The organism is Syntrophales bacterium (genome assembly GCA_023229765.1).
In the GTDB taxonomy this organism is placed as follows: Bacteria; Desulfobacterota; Syntrophia; order Syntrophales; family UBA5619; genus DYTH01.
Window position 1 is genome coordinate 73,143 of sequence record JALNYO010000014.1, and the last position, 19,407, is coordinate 92,549.

The following is a 19,407-nucleotide window of genomic DNA, read 5'->3' on the forward strand; positions in this document are numbered from 1 at the left end:
CTTCTAACCGCAAAGTTGGCGCTTGTCAAACCATTCTCCGTATTTCTTCGATCCTGGCATCCAGACGTTTTCGGGAGACGGGGAATGGCGTTTTTAATTCCTGTGCAAAAACCGATACTTTGTATTCCTCGATCATCCAGTGGAGTTCTTCGAGGGCGGTGAGCTTTTCTTCTGCAGAGGGTTGCGGCATAGCCGAGAGATCCCTTAAAATATCCTCCAACGCCCGTATTTCACCCCCCCGGGTGAGGGCCTTTTCCAGATGAACAGCGCCCTTTTCCGCACGAATAATCAGCGCACGGAGATAACGGACGATCTGCGCAAGCCGCTTTTCATCGTATTTAATCAGAAAGTCGGCGGGAACAAGGCGATCCAGTTCATTGCGCAAACCAGTAAGAAAATTGAGAAAAGGGCGATTGGAGCCATTGGCGGCTTCCAGCTTGCGAAATTTTTCAGTAACCTCGTAGAGCGCCTTTATGACGGGTGCAGCAATCTTGATTATCTCCTCCCCCTTTGGCAGAATAAGGGGTTGGACTTTTTGCGCATGCGAATAGAAAGCTCGCTCTGTGCGGATGTCAACTGCAAAAAGATCATTCAGCACCTTTTCATAGAGGGCGTTTTCCAGACTTTTCGTCCCTCCAAAGGCGGCAGCGGGCATTTTGAGCTCTCCGCTGGGTGAGAGGGACTTGTGCAGAGCGCGCAGCTCCTTCGGGAAATGCAAGGTAAAAAGGGCTTTAACCCCCGCGAGGTGAATGGCATTTGCCTCCTGAGAACTCTTGAAGAGGCGCAGTGAAGCCGCATCGCCGGCAGCCTCCAGGGCAGGGTAGAGGACAAACGGTTTGCTGCCATGTTCCTCGATCACAATATTTTCCGGAATATCCCCGAAATCCCATGTAATCAGTCCCGTTTTTTCCCAGGCCGCGCGCGCTCTGGCTAAAGCCCTATCCCCTTCAGCATCGTCAAACTTCCTTTCAAATAGCGAGAGGTCTCTGCCTGCCGCGACTTCCCGACCCTTGGCATCGACGACGGAAAACCGAAGATTGAGCCTTTCTTCGACATTGGCAAGCTGCCAGCATGAGGCGGGGATATCCACCCCGAACCGGTCATGGAGAAAACGGCTAAGGGTTGAAAGCAGGCGACCCTCGCGGGGCATCTCCTTTAAAACTATGTCTGCCGTATTAGTCAACGGCATAAGTTTTTTGCGGTATTCCTTTGGAAGCGAGCGCAGCAGGGCGGCGATTTTTTCCTGCAGAAGGCCGGGCACCCCCCAGTCAAGAGAGGCTGCCGGCACAGAAGAAACGGATTGCACTGGAATTTTCAGAGTTATGCCGTCCTCGGGTTTCCCGGGGGCAAAACGATAGTTGCATTCCAGTTTCCAGCCCGCTGCGGAAACTGAATCGGGATAGAGCTCGATTTCGTGGGAATCCGGTTCCTTGACCAGCAGGTCTTCCTCCTTCATCAGCAGGAAGGAGTCGTCCCCACTGTCGCGCACCAGCCGCTGGAGCGTTCTGATATCGAAAATCCCCGGCAGGCGATCTTCATAAAAGCGGGCAATTTCCTCCTCGCCGACGAGCAGGTCGTGCCGGCGGATTTTTTCTTCCATGTCGGATATTTTCTTGATCAACGCCTGGTTGCGGACCAGGAAGGGGAGGGGAGAATTTACCTCTCCCTCAACAAGAGCGCCGCGGATGAATATCCGGGATGCCTCTGCGGGATCGATTTTTCCGTAAGAAACCGGTCGGCCGGCAACGATTGTCAGGCCGAAAAGGGTAACCTGCTCTGTAGCTACAACCTCGCCGCGCTTCTTCTCCCAATGCGGGGCAAAATATGTATGGTGGCAGAGGTCTCCGGCCAACTCCTCAATCCATGCACTGTCTATATTGGCAACGATTCTGGCAAAAAGTCTTGATGTTTCGATTAGTTCCGCTGCAACTATCCAGTTGCCGCCATGGTTGAAGAGACCGGAGCCGGGAAATACCATCGCCTGCCTTCCCTGAGTTGCCGTGTAGAGGTTTTTTTCCTTTTTAAAGGCGATATGTCCAAGAAAACCGCTAAGTATCGAGCGGTGGATAGCCATGTAAACAGCGGCGCCGCTTCGATTTTCAGATGCGAGGCGGTTTTTGGGGGAGCCGTTTTTATTGTCGGGGGATATTTTATCTGCCCCTTCGCCCGTTTCCAAAGGAGTGAGAAATTTGTTTTCCGTAAGGATGGTCGTGAGCTGGCTGTAAATATCTCGCCATTCCCGAATGCGGCGCCAGGAGAGGAAGTTGTCGCGGCATAATTTGCGGAGCCGGTTTTGTGACTTTTCGCCGTCGGCGGCGCCGTAAACATGATCATATATCTTCAAGAGTGAAATGAAATCCGAGGCAGGGTCCTTGTACGGGGTATGGGCCCGATCGGCATCCTTTTCCTTTTCCAGCGGTCTTTCCCGCGGGTCCTGAATGGTCAGGGCGGCGGCGATTACAATGACCTCCCGGAGGCAATTCTCTTTTTTCGCCTCGATAATGATCCTGGCGATACGGGGATCGATCGGCAAACTGGCCATAATTTTCCCCATTTTTGTTAAATGCCAGGGCTCCCCATTGCCCTGCGGCCCCATCAAATGCTCCACCGCCTTGAGTTCCTGGAGCGTCTCCAATCCGTCCTTGATGCTCTTCGGGGCGGGCTTGTCGATAAAGGGAAAGGCGCTGATGTCTCCGAGCCCCAGGGCGAGCATCCGGAGAATAACCCCGGCAAGATTCGCGCGGAGTATTTCCGGGGGGGTATAAAGGGGTTTGGCCAGGTACTCCTCTTCCGAGTAAAGACGGATGCAGACGCCACTTGCGACCCGTCCGCAGCGGCCTTGGCGCTGATCGGCGCTGCTTTTGGAAATCGGCCGGACGGGAAGCCCCGCGGTGCGGGAGCGAGGGTTATAGATGGAGATCCTGGCGAGCCCGGTATCGATGACAAACCGGATGCCGGGAATGGTGAGGGATGTTTCCGCAACGTTCGTCGCAACGACGATTCGCCTTTGGATTGTCTGCTGAAAGACCCGTTGCTGTTCCATACGGCTAAGGCGGGAAAATAGCGGCAGGATAACGGCATCTTCGCCCAGATGTCCCTGCAGCAGTTCACAGGTTTCCCGGATATCCTGTTCTGTCGGCATGAAAATAAGGATATCGCCCCGTTCCTTTTTCCGCACCAGCTCATCAACCGCCTGAACCGCAGCTTCGATGTAGTTTCCCTCGCCCTGCTCTTCGGAATCGCGGTCTGGGGGCGAGTAGCGTACCTGTACCGGGTACACCCTTCCGGAAACTTCGATGATCGGCGCCTTGTCAAATGCCTCGGAAAACTTTTCGGTGTCGATCGTCGCCGAGGTGATGATGACGCGCAGGTCATCCCGTTTCATCAGGATATTTTTTAAAATACCGAGAACAAAGTCGATGTTGAGGCTTCTTTCATGCGCCTCATCGACGATGATCGTGTCATATCTCCTGAGCAGCGGATCTCTATGTGTCTCCATCAGGAGGACGCCGTCGGTCATTATCTTAATTGCGGCGCCGGGCGGGGTGTGATCGTCAAAGCGTATCTTGTAGCCGACCGAACGGCCAACCTCTTCTCCCATCTCCTCGGCGATTCTCCGGGCAACGGCGATCGCGGCAATTCGCCGCGGCTGCGTGCAGGCGATCATGCCGGTTCGCCCCCGGCCCGCTTCGATGCAGAATTTGGGTATCTGGGTTGTTTTCCCGGAGCCGGTTTCCCCAGTTACCACAATAACCGGATTTTTTTTGAGAGCGGCGATAATCTCATCCTTCCGCTCCAGGATCGGCAGCTCCAGCGGGTATAAGAGCCGCGGCATAATAACGCGGCGGGCCGCAAACGGTCTTCGGTGTTCTTTTGACCTCGGTGATTCCTTGTCTGTTTGCAAAATTTCCATCTTCCTTTTACCCGTTGATTCTATTCGCGGCGGTTTAATACCTGTTTTTGTCGAGAAACTCAAAGCCGATTTATGTTTAAGACAACCTTTCGCTCAGCGCGGTTTCATTCCCCTTGCAGATGGCAAGGTTGTCCGCTGATGGATAAAGTAAATTTTCACTTGCAATGGATCGGAACACTCTTTATAAACCCGAAACGATCTAACGTGTTTCTCGATGCGGAAAATCAACAAGCATTAACAATATTGAGAAGATAATGACTGACATTAAAAAAGATAACGTGGATGGCAATATTGGCGAAAAAGAAGTGTTGCAACCATGGTTATTCAAACACAATGAGCTGCTAAAAGCTATATCAACAGCGGTAAAAATCGATCAGAAAAAGCTCACTAATATTCTCAACTACAAACATTTCAAGGGTGAACATCTTAACCTGATGATTAGCCATCCATCTTTCCAGGATGAAATCCTTGTCAAACTGTTTTCGGAAGCTTGTTTAGGGGAGATGTTGGTATGCCGGTGGGGTCAGAATACTTTGACAGTATCTAACTTCGACCAGTATAAATTTAACTATCTTGTTGTTTCTTATGACCAGTCAGTTATTCTTGTCCCAGTTGAAAGAATTGAGGCTCTGGAGCAGGGGCTATCAATACCATTGCCCGAGGCCAGTTTTCTTATAAGCGACAGGCTGTATCCACGTTTCATAAGTAAGGGCGTGAAGGCAGATTTGTGGCAAAACGGTTTCCAAGCTTCCGGTTCATTGATAGATTTTACCCCCAATGCATTTCGCGTCCGTGTCTGTGCTGCGCCTCCCTCTTCGTTTCGTTGGTTCAACAACGCGGTTCCGTCGCAGGTCCGTCTGTACGAGGGGAAAGATGTTTTTTATTCAGGCAATTGTAAGTCACTGTACGAAAAACATGATGGTGCAAATAGGGAGATAGTTTTCTCACCCATTGATAACATGATCCAGAGATTCAGCCCGAAAGCTCTGCGAAACCCCCGAAGGCAAGGTTCCCCGCCCCTTCATGCGATTTTTGAGCATCCCTTTACAAAGAAAACAATGCAACATCTAATTTTCGATGTATCCACATCCGGCTTTTCCCTATTCGACCAATCTTCGGAGATTGTACTGTTTACAGGCATGATCATTCCCCAAATGTCAATTTCTTATGCCGGTATTCTGGATATACACTGCAAGGTTCAGGTTATCTATCGCCGCACTGAAAACGATGGCGTTCGTTTCGGAATAGCCATTCTTGATATGGATCTGACAAACTATAGAAAACTTTTTCAGATTTTGAATAACGCCAATAGCGCTGACGAAGGCATGTTGAATAAGGTAAGCTTGGATGAACTATGGGAATTCTTTTTTGATACCGATTTTATTTACCCTCAAAAATATACATTAATTCAAACCTTCAAGGATGAGTTTAAGGATATCTACAAAAGGCTTTATGAAGAGGCTCCGGATATCGCCAGTTATTTTACCTACCAGAAAAACGGACATATTTACGGACATATATCCATGCTGAGGGCATACGAAAGGACCTGGATGATTCACCACTTGGCCGCTCGGCCGATGGGAGGAAGGCCGATAGGTCTGGCGGTGTTGAAACAGATGATATATTATTTAAATGATGTTAACCATTTGCCGTCGGCAAATATGGACTTTGCCATCACGTATTTTCGTCCAGGCAACAAATTTCCCGAGAAAATATTCGGCGGGTTTGCCGATTATCACGGCAATTTCCGGCATTGCTCTGTTAACCTGTTTGCTTACATGACATACCCGGTAGGGAAAACTCTTTGGGAACTTCCCTCTGACTGGTTTCTGAAAGAATGCAATGATTGTGACTCTTTTGATTTTCAGCAGTTTAACCGGAATAATTCAGGCGGTCTGTTTCCCTCCATCGTTAAACGTCAAAAACCCACAGAATCTCCCTCTCTTGAGGAAACTTTTTCGGTATCCGGGTTTACGCGCGGATGGAAAATGTATATTTTGTACCATATAAACGCCCCCAAAGCTTTTATCATTGACGAAAAATCGGATATGGGATTGAACTTGTCGAATCTCTTGAATGGACTCAAAATTTTTGTTGCGGACGAAAACGTTAACCCCGAAATAATTTTTGCCGCTGTATCACAAATCAGAAATATTAAACCTGATGAAGCCCTATCGTTGATGATTTATCCGGCAGAATACGCTTATAAAAACAATTTAGGCTTGCATACTAAAGAGTACGTCTTGTGGATACTTGATATGCAATATGGGAACGAATTTATTGAATATCTTGGTCGTAAATTCAGAATAAGGCTGTAATGAAGGGACAGTATGGGTGAACCACGGCTTTATAACAGTAGGATTATTTACACTTATCTCGAATATCTAATTAAATTCCGACCAGAGGTTGATATCCAGAAGCTGATCTCCGATTCCGGAATTGAGTCCTATGAACTCGAGGATGAAGGCCACTGGCTGACACAGAGGCAGGTGGATGCCTTTCATGACGCCTTAATGCTGCAGACCAACGACCCCTCGCTATTCAGGGAGGCGGGGAGGTACATGTCGACCTCCCAGTCTTTTGGCATAATCCGGCAGTTTCTGCTCGGGTTCATTACCCCGACGCAAGCCTATCTGAGAGTCCCCAAGGTTGCCGCTTACATGAACAGGGGTACTTCTTACGCAGTGGAAAAAACAGGTCGCAACAAGGTGGAGATAGCAGTAAAAATTTTGAACGGCGTGGAAGACAAACCCTACCAATGCGACAACAGGATCGGCAGTTTTGAGGCAATCGCGAAACTGTTTACAGGTAAATTGCCGGTGGTGGAACATCCTGTCTGCATCCACAAGGGGGGAGGAAGCAGTTGTGTTTATACAATAAGCTGGGAGGAGCCCTTTTATCTTAAACTGAGGCGTGCCAGGAATTATCTGGCCATTCCTTCGATAGCGCTGGCTATCGTCTGCGGTTTTCTCCTCTCCCCGCTGCAATTTGCCGAATGCGCCGTTATCCTTGCCGGAATTCTGGTTGGTTTATCTTATTACAGTCAGATCACTGAAAAAAGGGAGCTCTACGAAAAAATAGAGCGCCAGGGAGACACCGCCAGCCGATTTCTCGACCAGATAACGGAGAGTTATGAAAATTCCTTGCTCGTTCAGGAGATTGGTCAAGCTGTATCAAATACCCTCGATATCGACAGGCTTCTCGAAGTGATCGGAGAGACCCTGGGAAAAAGACTGAACTTCGACCGGGGCATGATAATGCTTGCAAATGCCGGCAGGACAAATCTCGTCTATGCGACCGGATACGGATACGCGCCTGAACTGGAAAAGGTTCTGCACGACACAGCCTTTCATCTCAACAACCCCGATTCCCGGGGGCCTTTTGTTGCCTCCTTCGTTAAACAAACCCCTATCCTTGTCAGTGACATAAATGACATCAAACATAACTTCTCCCCGCGGGGAATTGAATTTGCCGAAAAACTGGGCACAAGTTCATTTATCTGTGTTCCCATCGTCTATGAGGGCATTTCGGAGGGGGTTCTCGCGGTCGACAATTACAAGTCAAGCCGGCCGCTCGGACAAAGCGGGGTCAACATGCTGATGGGGATCGCAACGCAAATAGCGATCAGTCTTAATAACGCCAGGAGCCACTGCAAACTCAAGGAAAGCGAGGAACGTTTCCGCGCCCTGAGTGAAAACTCCCCGGATATAATCTACACGGTTGACAACAGGGCTGTGATTACCTACGTCAACCCGGCGGTGAAGGAAAATTTGTTCTATTCTCCGGAAGAGATTGTCGGGAAACCTTTCTCCGAAATTATCCGCAAAGAGGATATCGGCATCTTCACCGAACTTTTTAAAAACATCATACATGGCCATGAAACCATAAAACATTTTAACGGGAAGCTCTTGACAAGGGACGGTGAGGAGCGGCTGTTTACGATCAGTGCTGCGCCGAATATCAATGGCACAGGAGAAATGACGGGAATAACTGGCACTCTTAAGGATATCACCGAGCAGCGCCGCCTTGAGGAGCAGCTCCGCCACACCTCGAAAATGAATGCTATCGGCAAGCTCACCGGGGGAATTGCCCATGATTTTAGCAACATATTGCAGGCTATCGGCTCTTACGCCGAAATTTTGAAGTGCCGGAAGCATGAAACTGACGCGGATTGGAGGTATCTACGCAGCATTCATGAATTAACAGGCCGGGGCGCCGATCTTGTCAGGCAGATGATGATGTTCGGCAGAAAGATGGAAAGCAGTCTGCGTCCTCTCGATTTGAACAGGGAGATCAAAAATAGCGCAGAACTTCTGTTTGGCACTTTTCCGAAGAATATCAAGATAGACTACGAGCTTGCCGACAACCTGCGGACTGTCAATGGCGATGCGGGGCAGATCGGACAGGTAATCCTCAATCTTGCGGTAAACGCGAAAGATGCTATGCCCGAGGGCGGAACGCTGAAAATTGAAACGGCAAATGTCGATCTGGAAAAACCTCTTGAATCTTCTTCAGTAAGGGTAATCCCCGGAAGTTATGTCGTTTTACGTGTTTCTGACACCGGTTCCGGGATCGAACCAAATGTGCTCGAACACATTTTTGAACCCTTTTATACCACCAAGGCGGTAGGCAAAGGAACGGGGATTGGGCTGGCTGTTGTTTATGGGGTAATCAAGAACCACGACGGCTATATCTTCTGTCACAGTGAAACAGGCAAGGGGACGACTTTTGAATTCTATCTGCCGGCCATTGACGCTGCCGTTGCGCCTGATGAAAAAGAAGACAATCATCTCTCTATCGAGAAGATGGGAGGAGGAGAGAGAATTCTCCTCGTTGATGATGAGACTTCCCTGCTTGAAACAGGACAGGAACTCCTTTCCCTTTCCGGGTACGACATTCTTACCGCCTCCTCCGGGGAAGAAGCGCTGGATGTGCTGCTGGAGAAACGAGGGGAAATAGAGCTGATTATTATGGATGTGATGATGCCCGGAATGGGGGGAAGCAAGTGCCTCCAGGAGGTGCTGAAAACATATCCGGATATGAAGGTGATTATGGCAAGCGGGTTTATTGAGGACAAAAAAAAGAAAGGAATTATGGATTCAGGAGCAACAGCGTTTATTCGCAAGCCCTACAGAATCGATGAACTAAATCAAAAAATCAGAGAATTACTTGATGCTCAAGTTTAATTTCTATAAGGTTTCATCCCTTTGCACATGATAAGCGGAGTATAGGTAAAACGTCGGGGATCGGCAAAAAATCTTCTGAAATCATCTTTAAATTGTTCAATTCCGCCCGGATAATCCATGAAAAGAGGTTGCAGACGATCCGCGGTGACTTCGATTTTCTTTGTCCAGTTGAATACATCCGTTTCCCTGGCCTTACCGTAAATGAGGTGATGTGCCATCAATTCCACCTGTAAATTTTCATATTGTCCGTCAAAAAGATAAGAATAGAGCTTTCGCCCGGCAAAGGTGTCAAAATTGTATTTTTCATCAAGAAGCGCCATCAGTTTGGGCAAAATGTCTTGCATCGACTCGGGAAGTTCGTAATGATTCAGACAGTTGTAATCGAGATCAAGCAGGCAGAGCCATCCACCGGGGTTAAGCAGATTTTTTAAATTTTCCACGATCTCTTTGCTTTCTTTGCGAAAATATTCAAGTACGAAGCGTACCCAAATTATATCAAATGTACCGATATCCCGTATAGGTTTTCTGAGGTCGCGGAGGACAAAATCGATTCCTGGCTTGCCTCCATAACTGCAGGTGGCGTCGGCAATGCGCTCCTCGGAAAAATCCATGCCTACGACGCTCCCCCCCGGCTGAACCATTTCGCGGAAAACATCCGTTGTCACTCCCGGCCCACAGCCGAAATCGAGCACCCGCAGACCGGCCTTGATGCCGCACCAGGCGGCCTGCTTGCGCACCGCGTCCGGATCAGTTTTCTGACTGAGGCGCAGGGCCTCTTCACTGTTTTCCATCAGATAATCGCTTTTTGTCTGCATAATTTCTCCTTGATTTTCGCCTGAACATTTCAGATGAAATTGGCACGGCCCCCATAGCACAACAAGCTTGCAGGAGACAACAGTAAACATGCCGCGGGGTCTGCGACAAAAATGTGGGTATCATATACTTGCAGAAACTTATTCCCCCTTTGGAAAAGGGGGGCAGGGGGGATTCATAATAAAAGCAAGGGGATATTTATTCTCCATCAAATCTCCCCCAACCCCTCTTTGCTAAAGAGGGGTGAAAAACTGCTCTACCCATAAATTTGTCGCACACCCCCTGCCGCGATTCATGTTTCTTATCTGTTGATTTTAGCCGGAGATTCTTCTATAAGTCTAAACAGTAATGAATTCAATCGTTATAATTCTCGGGGAGGCTTGACATGCCGCTTGTCGCTTTTTACTTCCAGCTTCACCAGCCTTTTCGCCTCCATCCCGACGGCGATAAATTCCTCTGGGAAGAGAAGAACCGGGAGGTATTCATCAAGGTAGCCGACAAGTGCTATCTTCCCGCCGTACGGATGTTCGTGCAGCTTGTTAAAGAAAATCCCTCGTTCAAGATCGCCCTGGGGTTGTCGGGAACCTTCCTTGAGCAGGCCGAGCAGTACCGTCCGGATGTGGTCGGCGCGCTGCAGGAATTGATGGATGCCGGCGCCAGCGGAAGCCAGGTGGAAATACTCGATGAGACCTATTACCACTCGCTTACCAGCCTGTTCGAAGACCCCAAGAAAAAGGAGTTCCTGGCGCAGATCCTGCTGCACCGGGAGATGATAAAAAGGGTCTTCGGCATTTTTCCGACCTCCTTTCGCAATACCGAACTCATGTACAACAACGACATCGCCGGGGTCGTGGCCGAGATGGGCTACAAGGCTATGCTGTGCGAGAAGCGCGACGACATGTACAGACGGGATGGCGAAGTGATTTCCCCTAACACTGTTTTCCGAGCTCAAAACACCGAGATGATAGTTATCCCGCGCAATCGGGAATTGAGCGATGATATTGCCTTCAGGTTTCCTCACAATCCAATCAGTCCCGATCAATACGCGCGTTATCTTTCTCTGATTGATGGAGAGGTGGTACTGCTCGGATATGATTTTGAACATATTGGCGAGCATATCTGGGAAGAGTCTGGCATTTTTGATTTCTGGAAGGGGCTGCCCGGCGCCTTAAAAAATTATCCCAACATCGTGCCGGCGACACCAACCGAAATAGGCCTTCAATTTCGTGATGTTGACTGTCCGGTTGTCGACATCCACGGACTTTCCACCTCCTCTTGGGCGGATGCCGGCCGCGACACCTTCGGCTGGCTCGGAAACCCGACTCAGTATGAACTGTTTAAGGATATTGAAAGGCTGGAGAATCATGCCAAAAGAGCGGGGGGAGATCTTCTCAAGCGTTGGCGGTATCTGACAACCTCGGATCACGTCTATTTCCTGCATGAAAGGATTGGCGAAGACCACGCCGTCCATGCCTATTTCAACCCTTATGGCGGTTCGATCGCCCAACCTACCCATATTCTCACCAGGAAGATCGATAAACTTGAGGTTGCCGTAAAGCGCTTTGATGTGATCAAAAAACGGGAAAAAACTGCCATCCTGATCATCTCTCCGGAAACAGGCAGGCTGCCGGAGGATATGGGGAACCTCGCCCGGTTCATCTCCGGAAAGAGCGGCGGCCAGGGTGAGGTTGTCTCCGCTTTGTGCGAGGGTCTTACCGAGCGGGGTTTGGAGGTGCATCTTGCCATATTGAATCTCAAAAAGCGTTTCCAGCGCGAGTTGCAGATGAGCGAGGTGCAATGGCGGGAGGCGCGCTACCGGATTGATCCGGAAAATATCCACCTGATCAGTTCCTCGCTCTTCGCCGATAACCTGAGCGCCTATTCCGGCGATCCGATTGCCACGGCGGCGGAATTCCAGAAGGAGACCATAAAAAATATCATCAAAACCGTACGCGCCCAGAGTGGCAACCGTCTGATCCTGCACACGCACGACTGGATGGCGGGAGGCGCAATAGTTGCCTATGCCAAAGCAACCGGACTGCCCATTCTGCACACGGTGCATAACATCTTTACCTCGCTGATTCCGTTTGATCTTTTTGAGGGAATCGATATGGACAGGATAGGCGAGCTGATGTATCGCTCGGAAAAAGACGGCAAGCCCTGTATTGACGCCCAGGCGACGGCAATAAAAAACGCGACGATGATCAATTTCGTGGGCGAGCGGTTTTTACAGGAGGTCGTGGAGGATTATTTTTTAGACAGGGAGCTGGTGCCGCAAAGCGTCCGCAACGAGGTTAAGGAGAAGTTCCGGCATGGCGTTGTGCGTTCTATCATCAATGCCCCCTCCTCGCTTATGTATCCGGAACATTGCGAAGCGCTGGTCCGAAAATATGGCCCTGACGACGATGTAATAGAGGCAAAACAGAAAAATATGCTCGAATTCCAGCGGAGAATGGGATTGAGAGATGACCCGGAGGCGATCCTTCTTTACTGGCCTTCCCGCCTGGATGCCTTTCAAAAAGGGGTGGAGCTTATCGAACAGATTGTCCAGAAATTTGCCGAAACGCACCAAGATGTGCAATTTGCCTTTGTTGGCGACGGAATCGGCGCCGATCGGACGCATGTGGATATTTTAGGGAGAATTGCCTACGCTTCCGGAGGACGGATCGCTTATCAACCCTTTGATGAGGCCTTGTCGCTTCTGGGTTATGCCGCCGCACATGATGTATTCGGGGCGTCGCTGTATGAGCCGTGTGGACAGATTGACCAGGTTGGAAACATCTTCGGAGCGACAGCCACTAACCGCGACACCGGGGGCTACCATGACAAAATACATGAATTGCGGCTTCAGGAAGACGGAGCTTCGCTTGATTTCGGCAACGGCTTTCTTTTCCATGATTATGACGCCGGCGGATTGTGGTACGGTCTGGAAAAAAGCGTCGCTTTTCACCGGCATCCAGCGGAAGTAAGAAGGCGGCATATCATAACAATTATGCGATATGCGCGGGAGCGCTACAGCCTCGGACACATGATCGCCGAATATATCGCCATTTACGAAAAGCTCAACGGCGGACGTCCGCTCGTTTAGTAAAACATAAAAAACATGCCTTCTGCGGGTTACAGGCTTTTTCGAACCCGCACGGCAATATCTCTTACCCGCTCCATCGCCTCCTGTTCGTCGATTGTCAGCAGTTTTCTGTTCCGCATGACCATCTTGCCGTTAATGAATACGGTATCCACATCGGCGCCGGCTGCCGCATAGACGATCTGTGAATATTCATTGTAGAGCGGGGTCAGGTGCGGCTCGTTTAACCCGATGATAATGATGTCAGCCTTTTTACCGACCTCCAGCGAACCGGTTTCATGTTCCAGCCCCAAGGCGCGGGCGCCTTCGCAGGTTGCCATTCTTATCACGTCGAGCGCCGGCAGAGCGGTTGGATCAAGAGAGGCGACCTTGGCCAGCTTTGCCGCCGTATCCATTTCGTGAAATATGTCCAGATCGTTGTTGCTTGCGCAGCCGTCGGTTCCCAGTCCAACGGGGATGCCCTGTTTACGCATTGCCACTACCGGAGCAATGCCAGAGGCAAGTTTCATGTTGCTTTCCGGATTATGCACTACCCGGCAGCCATGATCGGCAAAGACCCGGATATCTTCTTCATTCATTGCCACACAGTGAAAGGCGGTGAAGCGCTCGCTCAGAAAGCCGATCTCTTCGAGAAATTTCATTGCCGGTTTGCCGAATTTTTCCTGGAGCTGTTTTGCTTCCGTCCTGTTTTCAAGCAGATGCGTTGCATAGGGCGCCCTGAATTCATCGGCAAGCGCTTTGGCATCTTTGAGCAGGGAAGGGGAGCAGGTGTAAAGAGAGTGCGGTTCGACGACGATCCGCACCAGCGAATCGCCGGCCCATTTCTCCAGTAGTTTCCTTGTGTACAATAACCCTTCTTCCGGCGTCTGAAAATTCGGCGAAGGAAAATCAAAAAGAACCTCTCCGACCAGACAGCGCACGCCCGCTTCCTTGGCCGCACGGGCTGTCTCTTCCTCGAAGATGTACATATCGCAAAATGTCGTCGTCCCGGAGCGGATCATCTCCGCGCAGGCCAGAAGGCTTCCCCGATAGGCAAGCTCCGGATCAACATTTCGCGCCTCGGCCGGAAAGATGTAGCGGTTCAGCCATTCCATCAATTCCATGTCGTCGGCGATTCCGCGGAAACAGGTCATTGCCGCATGGGTGTGAGAGTTTATCAGCCCCGGCATCACCAGCGAATCTTGAGCTTCAATCTCCTGATGTCCCGTGAAACGGCTTTTTATTTCCGCAACCGGGGCAACGGCGACGATATTTTCGCCCTCTATCGCAACCGCTCCTTCGGGCAGAACGGTGTTTATATCATCCATCAGGAGAACCCGTCCTCCCAGAATAATTGTATCAACGATTTGCATAACACCACCCTCCAGAGGAAAGATTAACTCATGTAAAGGTTTTACTCGATCATTTCTGTCACGCCTGCTTGCCCGGAGCCTTCATGGCAATGTTTTTATTGGGACGATCCATCCATAGCCGCTGGCTTTTGCACAGGCAAACGGAAAAATCAATCAAAATGCGTTGAGAATGAAATTCTTGACACCATTTTCAAGAAAGAATATAGACATCATCCTTCAAGGTATTGCCTGGGTGGCGGAACTGGTAGACGCAAGGGACTTAAAATCCCTCGATCCTTGAGGTTGTGCGGGTTCGATTCCCGCCCCAGGCACCACATAAAATTATGTATTTTTGCTATCCCTCCTTAAAAGGCAGAAGGCGTCAGATGAGTAAAAGGTCTGAGGATAAATAGCCGTGGAGCCAAACAATAGAAAACGTACACGCGTTTCCGTCCACTTTGAAATCGGGGTTTTACTCGCTAATGAGACAAATCCCATCACAACGCAGATCGTCAATATCAGTATGACCGGCATTCTCTGCAAATCCCGGCCATCTTTTCAGAGGGATGCCCCCTGCCGGGTGATTTTGTCATTGAATGACGAATCGCGGATAGTTATCGATTCGAAGATTTTAAGGGTCGGGTCACGAGAAACAGCCATAAGTTTTGCATCAATGGATGAGGAAAGCTTCTCTTTGCTCAGAAATATTGTGCGGTATAATACGGTGAAGCCTGATCTTATCGAGCAGGAGTTTCAGACAGATGCCTTTGGCGGTCTGCCGGATTGAAATAGCAATGGTTGTTTTTTCAAACCAGAAATTTGTTTACATGTTTTGTACAGTCCCTATTATCCGCGAGACCTGAATAATGCCATGATCGTGTCATTTCGACCGAAGGGAGAAATCTTAACACCCCTGAATGATGCCGATTTCTCGTCGTTAACGCTCCTCGAAATGACAATTTTCAAAGTTCTCTCCGCCGCTATCTATAACAAAGGAGGTGATTGCAAAACTCCGTGTCATGCCCGAATGCTTTTGTCGGGCATCCATGATTTCAAATAGTTAAAAACTGGATTATGAACATTAAACTTCGTTTTCCCGCCCAGAAGCGTCGCGGGAATGACAGCGTTGGGAGTTTTGCAATTGGCTCAAAGGAAGGTATATGCCATGAAAGCAGTTATTTACAGGCAGGACAGAGGATTGACTGTTGAGGAAGTTCCAATTCCGGAAGAGGGTGATGATTTTGTCGTTGTCAAGGTCGTCAATACCGGCTTCTGTGGTTCGGATCACTCCCTGATTGAAAGTGGATTCCTGGCCGATGGTACTATACTCGGGCATGAAACAAGCGGAGTTGTCGCAGGAGTCGGCAAGAAAACTAAAGGTATTTCTGAAGGGATGAAGATCATCGTCAGGCCTACCTTTTGCGGAAACTGCCGGGAATGCCTGAGGGGAATGCCCCACCTGTGCAGCGCGGGAAGAAGGACGATCGGCATCGGGGATCTCCCCGGTGGATTTGCCGAATACCTGAAGATTTACCCGCAAATGGCCATTCCAATTCCCGAGGGCGTAAATTCCCGCAATGCCGCATTGGCGGAACCGTTTGCCGTCGCGTTGCACGGCATCAAAACCGCGGGTTCCGCAGGCGGTTCCGTTCTGGTGATGGGCGGCGGGGCAATAGGTTTGGCCGCCGTGAAAATACTCAAAATTCTCGGCTATTTCCCGATAGTGCTTTCCGAACCGGTCAAAGAGAAGAGGGCGTTGGGGGGACAATCGGGAGCGGATTTTCTCATCGATCCCCTGTCCGAAAATATTTCGGCAAAATGCACCGAATTTACAAAAGGAGTCGGATTTGAAACGATCCTGGAGTGTTCCGGCATAGCCGAAAATATTTCACTGGCGATGGAGCTTGCCGCCAAGGGCGGCAGGATATGCATGATCAGCATAATTTTCAAAGGCATCGCCATAGCTCAGCCAATGTATATGAATTTCAAGGAAATTAGTTTTACAGGGGCTTATTCCAATACGCACGAGGAAAACAGGACCTGCTTGCAGTGGATGGCCGAAAAAAAACTCGACGCGCTGCCTCTGATAACAGATCTGATTTCCCTCGATGAATTGCCGCATATCTACCAAAAAAGAATAAAAACCGGAGAAGCGCTGAAGGTGATGCTGAGAATAGGGGATGAATTTTAGAAAACTTTACCGCTTTTGTTCAAATAATAGCTGCGGAAGGAGATACTCAGATGAGTAAAGCGACTGTTCCTGAAGGTTATCTGTTTTCCAAGTCTTACACAAATTACCTGTTTATTCTCCTATGGCTGCTCTATTTTTTTGATTATATAGACAGAATGGCGGTTGTTTCCACATTTCCCTTTTTAAAAAGTGAATGGGGTCTGAGCGATGCCCAATGCGGGGCGATGGTTTCCGCCGTTTACTGGGCAATTGTCCTGTTTTCCTTTCCCGTCTCCATCCTCGTTGACCGGTGGAGCCGCAAAAAAAGCATCGGGATAATGGCCGTTTTGTGGAGTCTGGCGACGGCAGCCTGTGCGATAACCAAAAATTTCAATCAGTTATTTATTGCCCGCACCGCCATCGGGCTGGGCGAGGCCGGCTACGCGCCAGGCGGAACGGCCATGATTTCTGCCATTTACCCGCCCCACAGAAGAGCCTCGATGGTGGGAATATGGAACTCGTCCATTCCCTTGGGGATGGCGGGGGGCATTGTTCTCGGCGGATTAATCGCTGCCCATTGGGGATGGCGGCATGTATTTGGGATTGTTGCTTTGCCCGGATTGATCCTCGCCGTTCTGTTTTTCTTCGTCAAAGACTACAAAACGGTTGGACTGGAAACAAGGGTTAATGATAAAGAAACGGGTGAAATTGCAATTCAAGAAAAGAAAATGACAAAAATGGAGATAATGAGAACCTTTTTCCATACCCCTTCCTTGCTTTTGACATATTTTGGTTTTGCCGGGATGATGTTTACCTCCATCTCGATGTCCACATTCCTGCCCACTTATTTTCAGCGGGTACAGGGTTTTCCGTTGCAAAAGGCGACCCTGCTGGCGAGCGGCATCATGTTGACAAGCATAATCGGTTCGCCGCTCGGGGGATGGCTCTCCGACCTCTGGATGAAAAAAAGAACGGACGCCCGCCTGCTACTGCCGGCGATTTCCGCACTTTTGACAACGATACTCTTTATTACGGCCTTTAATTTTATGAGAAACGGGGTCTTTCAGTACGTGGTCTTCCTCATGGCGGGAATCGCCTCCATTGCCTGGGCATCATCGGCGATCTCCGTGACCCAGGATGTCGTTCATCCCGGGCTGCGGGCGGTCTCATACTCGCTTTGCGTCGTTGTCCAGAATCTGCTGGGAAGTGCCCTCGGTCCTATCGTTACCGGCGCCCTTTCCGATCACTACGGGATCAAGTCGGCGCTGATTTCGGCCAGTGCCATTTCCCTGCTCTCATTTGTACTTTTCTATTGGGGTTCAAGATATTACAAGCGAGACTTAAACAAGGTTGTGAAGGTTTCGTTGGTAGCGGAAGATCAGGCTGGGGGCTGAATTATTAATGAAAGGCACGAACATTTATGGAAAATATTTTTAAATCTGCTGGACAATCAACGGAAGCGCTGCGCAATTTATTGTCTATGTTCCCGAAACCGTTCAGCCCCGGCGACAAGGTCGGCATCAAATTGCACTGGGGAGAGCGGGGCAATGAAAATTTTATTCGCCCGCTGTATGCGCGGGAGATAGTCGCCTGGCTGAAAGAAGTCGGCGTAAAACCTTTTGTTTTCGATACTACCGTGCTTTACTCCGGCGGAAGAAGAGACGGCGCCGAAAGCCTCAAAACTGCTGCCGAACATGGTTTTACCGAGGAATATCTGGGATGCCCGGTTTTGATCGGCGACGGTTTGGATGGCAGGGATGTCATGGACATTCCCAGTGCGGGCAGGCACTTTGATACTGTGCAAGTTGCAGGAATAATAAAGGAAACAGACGGATTTGTCATTTTTTCTCATTTCAAGGGACACATGGAAGCATCTTTTGGGGGCTCGATCAAAAATATCTCGATGGGAATGGCATCGCGCGCCCAGAAACAGCGCATGCACTCGGACGTTCACCCTGTTCTCATCCAGAAACGTTGCATACGCTGCGGCATTTGCCAGGAGGTCTGCCCGGTCGGCGCCGCTGTATTGCCTTCAGATGATGAATATCCCCTTTACGATCTTGATAAATGCATCGGCTGCGCGCAGTGCATCGCCCTTTGTCCGCAAGCAGCGCTGAAGATCTTCTGGGAAACGGACATCTCCGTTTTTCAGGAAAAACTCGTGGAAACGGCTGCCTCTACATGGAAATTGATCGGCCCAAAATCCATTGTTATCAACGCGCTAATCCAGATAGTGACAGAGTGCGACTGCCTGGAGGGAAAACATCCCCCAATTGCCGGGGATTATGGTTTCATCGGGGGCTACAATCCGGTTGGGGTTGATGAGGAGGCCATTAAAATGGTCGGTCCGGACAAGTTTGATGCCGCCCACCCCGGCATCCCGTGGCAGCGCCAGTTCAGTTATGCGCGGGAGATAGGTTTCGCGAAATAGATTCAGAAGCCGATCAGCGCATCTTGACCAGCAGGGGGAGTTTTCCGGCGAGGCCGACATGGCCGTTTTTGACAATCATCACACCGTTGATGCCGTCGATCGAAACCATTTGATTCAGGGCGTGCTCCACATCGCAGACCTTCTTGACGAGATTGGCGGCCAGGGTCGCCGCGGCATCCGCCAGGGAGGCATCTTTCGCAACGATGGTGGCCAGATCGCATTGGCCCAGGCTCAGCGAGTGACCCATTTTCCCCGAAGATGAACAGATGGAGAGGGGGGTATCGGAAGCCTGCAATGAAAACGCCAACTGCCCGATTTTCCCCGATTCGCCCGGATAGAGACCGATGAGCACAGGTTCGACGGTTTGCAGATAGATGTCGCCCCCGTTGTCCACAATCGCCTCTTCGGCGCCGGCCCGAAAAGCGGCTTCGACCGCAAGCTGGGCCATTGCTCCGGCGACGGCCGCCATCGGCCCAAC

11 protein-coding genes and 1 tRNA gene are annotated in these 19,407 nt (G+C 50.0%); 8 read left to right on the forward strand and 4 right to left on the reverse strand.

Going from position 1 to position 19,407, the window contains the following annotated elements; genetic code table 11:
* Nucleotides 1–25: 25 nt before the first annotated feature.
* The gene (gene hrpA, locus M0P74_09425) at nucleotides 26–3,835 is read right to left on the reverse strand and encodes an ATP-dependent RNA helicase HrpA (GenBank protein ID MCK9363800.1); all 3,810 of its coding nucleotides are present in this window, start codon (nucleotides 3,833–3,835) and stop codon (nucleotides 26–28) included.
* Nucleotides 3,836–4,167: 332 nt separating this feature from the next.
* Here hrpA and M0P74_09430 point away from each other — a divergent pair, with 332 nt between their 5' ends.
* A complete protein-coding gene (locus M0P74_09430; protein MCK9363801.1) occupies nucleotides 4,168–6,231 on the forward strand; it encodes a PilZ domain-containing protein in 2,064 nt (687 codons plus the stop codon).
* Nucleotides 6,232–6,243: 12 nt separating this feature from the next.
* Nucleotides 6,244–9,099 carry a PAS domain S-box protein gene (locus M0P74_09435; protein MCK9363802.1) on the forward strand — a complete coding sequence of 952 codons (2,856 nt, stop codon included), beginning with the start codon at nucleotides 6,244–6,246 and terminating at the stop codon, nucleotides 9,097–9,099.
* Here the strand turns inward: M0P74_09435 and M0P74_09440 are convergent.
* Nucleotides 9,096–9,914, reverse strand: coding sequence for a methyltransferase domain-containing protein (locus M0P74_09440; protein MCK9363803.1), 819 nt, complete (start codon nucleotides 9,912–9,914; stop codon nucleotides 9,096–9,098). The two genes, M0P74_09435 and M0P74_09440, sit on opposite strands and share 4 nt — an antisense overlap.
* A gap of 383 nt (nucleotides 9,915–10,297) precedes the next feature.
* On the opposite strand from M0P74_09440, the gene M0P74_09445 reads away from it, so the two are divergent.
* Nucleotides 10,298–13,000 carry a glycogen/starch synthase gene (locus M0P74_09445; protein ID MCK9363804.1) on the forward strand — a complete coding sequence of 901 codons (2,703 nt, stop codon included), beginning with the start codon at nucleotides 10,298–10,300 and terminating at the stop codon, nucleotides 12,998–13,000.
* A 29-nt stretch (nucleotides 13,001–13,029) separates the two neighbouring features.
* Here M0P74_09445 and M0P74_09450 read toward each other — a convergent pair whose 3' ends face one another.
* The gene (locus M0P74_09450) at nucleotides 13,030–14,349 is read right to left on the reverse strand and encodes an amidohydrolase (GenBank protein MCK9363805.1); all 1,320 of its coding nucleotides are present in this window, start codon (nucleotides 14,347–14,349) and stop codon (nucleotides 13,030–13,032) included.
* 226 nt (nucleotides 14,350–14,575) lie between these two features.
* Between M0P74_09450 and M0P74_09455 the strand changes: the two genes are divergently transcribed.
* The 5 genes from M0P74_09455 (at nucleotide 14,576) to M0P74_09475 (ending at nucleotide 18,929) form a co-directional block, all read left to right on the forward strand.
* Nucleotides 14,576–14,663: transfer RNA gene (locus tag M0P74_09455), tRNA-Leu, on the forward strand.
* Between the two features lie 80 nt (nucleotides 14,664–14,743).
* Nucleotides 14,744–15,115: a PilZ domain-containing protein gene (locus M0P74_09460; GenBank protein ID MCK9363806.1), complete on the forward strand. Its 372-nt coding sequence runs from the start codon at nucleotides 14,744–14,746 to the stop codon at nucleotides 15,113–15,115.
* Between the two features lie 378 nt (nucleotides 15,116–15,493).
* Nucleotides 15,494–16,519: an alcohol dehydrogenase catalytic domain-containing protein gene (locus M0P74_09465; protein ID MCK9363807.1), complete on the forward strand. Its 1,026-nt coding sequence runs from the start codon at nucleotides 15,494–15,496 to the stop codon at nucleotides 16,517–16,519.
* Between the two features lie 50 nt (nucleotides 16,520–16,569).
* On the forward strand, nucleotides 16,570–17,892 hold the full coding sequence (locus M0P74_09470; protein MCK9363808.1) for an MFS transporter: 1,323 nt from the start codon (nucleotides 16,570–16,572) through the stop codon (nucleotides 17,890–17,892).
* A 26-nt stretch (nucleotides 17,893–17,918) separates the two neighbouring features.
* Nucleotides 17,919–18,929 carry a DUF362 domain-containing protein gene (locus tag M0P74_09475; GenBank protein ID MCK9363809.1) on the forward strand — a complete coding sequence of 337 codons (1,011 nt, stop codon included), beginning with the start codon at nucleotides 17,919–17,921 and terminating at the stop codon, nucleotides 18,927–18,929.
* A gap of 13 nt (nucleotides 18,930–18,942) precedes the next feature.
* Here M0P74_09475 and M0P74_09480 read toward each other — a convergent pair.
* Nucleotides 18,943–19,407: UPF0280 family protein (locus M0P74_09480; protein ID MCK9363810.1), on the reverse strand; the 465-nt coding region annotated here is incomplete at its 5' end.

What these genes read in the sequence shown, in the direction of transcription:
- M0P74_09475 (MCK9363809.1), top strand. Translation starts at nt 17,919, where the DNA reads ATGGAAAATATTTTTAAATCTGCTGGACAATCAACGGAAGCGCTGCGC.
- M0P74_09445 (MCK9363804.1), top strand. Translation starts at nt 10,298, where the DNA reads ATGCCGCTTGTCGCTTTTTACTTCCAGCTTCACCAGCCTTTTCGCCTC.
- M0P74_09465 (MCK9363807.1), top strand. Translation starts at nt 15,494, where the DNA reads ATGAAAGCAGTTATTTACAGGCAGGACAGAGGATTGACTGTTGAGGAA.
- M0P74_09435 (MCK9363802.1), top strand. Translation starts at nt 6,244, where the DNA reads ATGGGTGAACCACGGCTTTATAACAGTAGGATTATTTACACTTATCTC.
- hrpA (MCK9363800.1), bottom strand. Translation starts at nt 3,835, where the DNA reads ATGCCGCGGCTCTTATACCCGCTGGAGCTGCCGATCCTGGAGCGGAAG.
- M0P74_09450 (MCK9363805.1), bottom strand. Translation starts at nt 14,349, where the DNA reads ATGCAAATCGTTGATACAATTATTCTGGGAGGACGGGTTCTCCTGATG.
- M0P74_09430 (MCK9363801.1), top strand. Translation starts at nt 4,168, where the DNA reads ATGACTGACATTAAAAAAGATAACGTGGATGGCAATATTGGCGAAAAA.
- M0P74_09440 (MCK9363803.1), bottom strand. Translation starts at nt 9,914, where the DNA reads ATGCAGACAAAAAGCGATTATCTGATGGAAAACAGTGAAGAGGCCCTG.
- M0P74_09470 (MCK9363808.1), top strand. Translation starts at nt 16,570, where the DNA reads ATGAGTAAAGCGACTGTTCCTGAAGGTTATCTGTTTTCCAAGTCTTAC.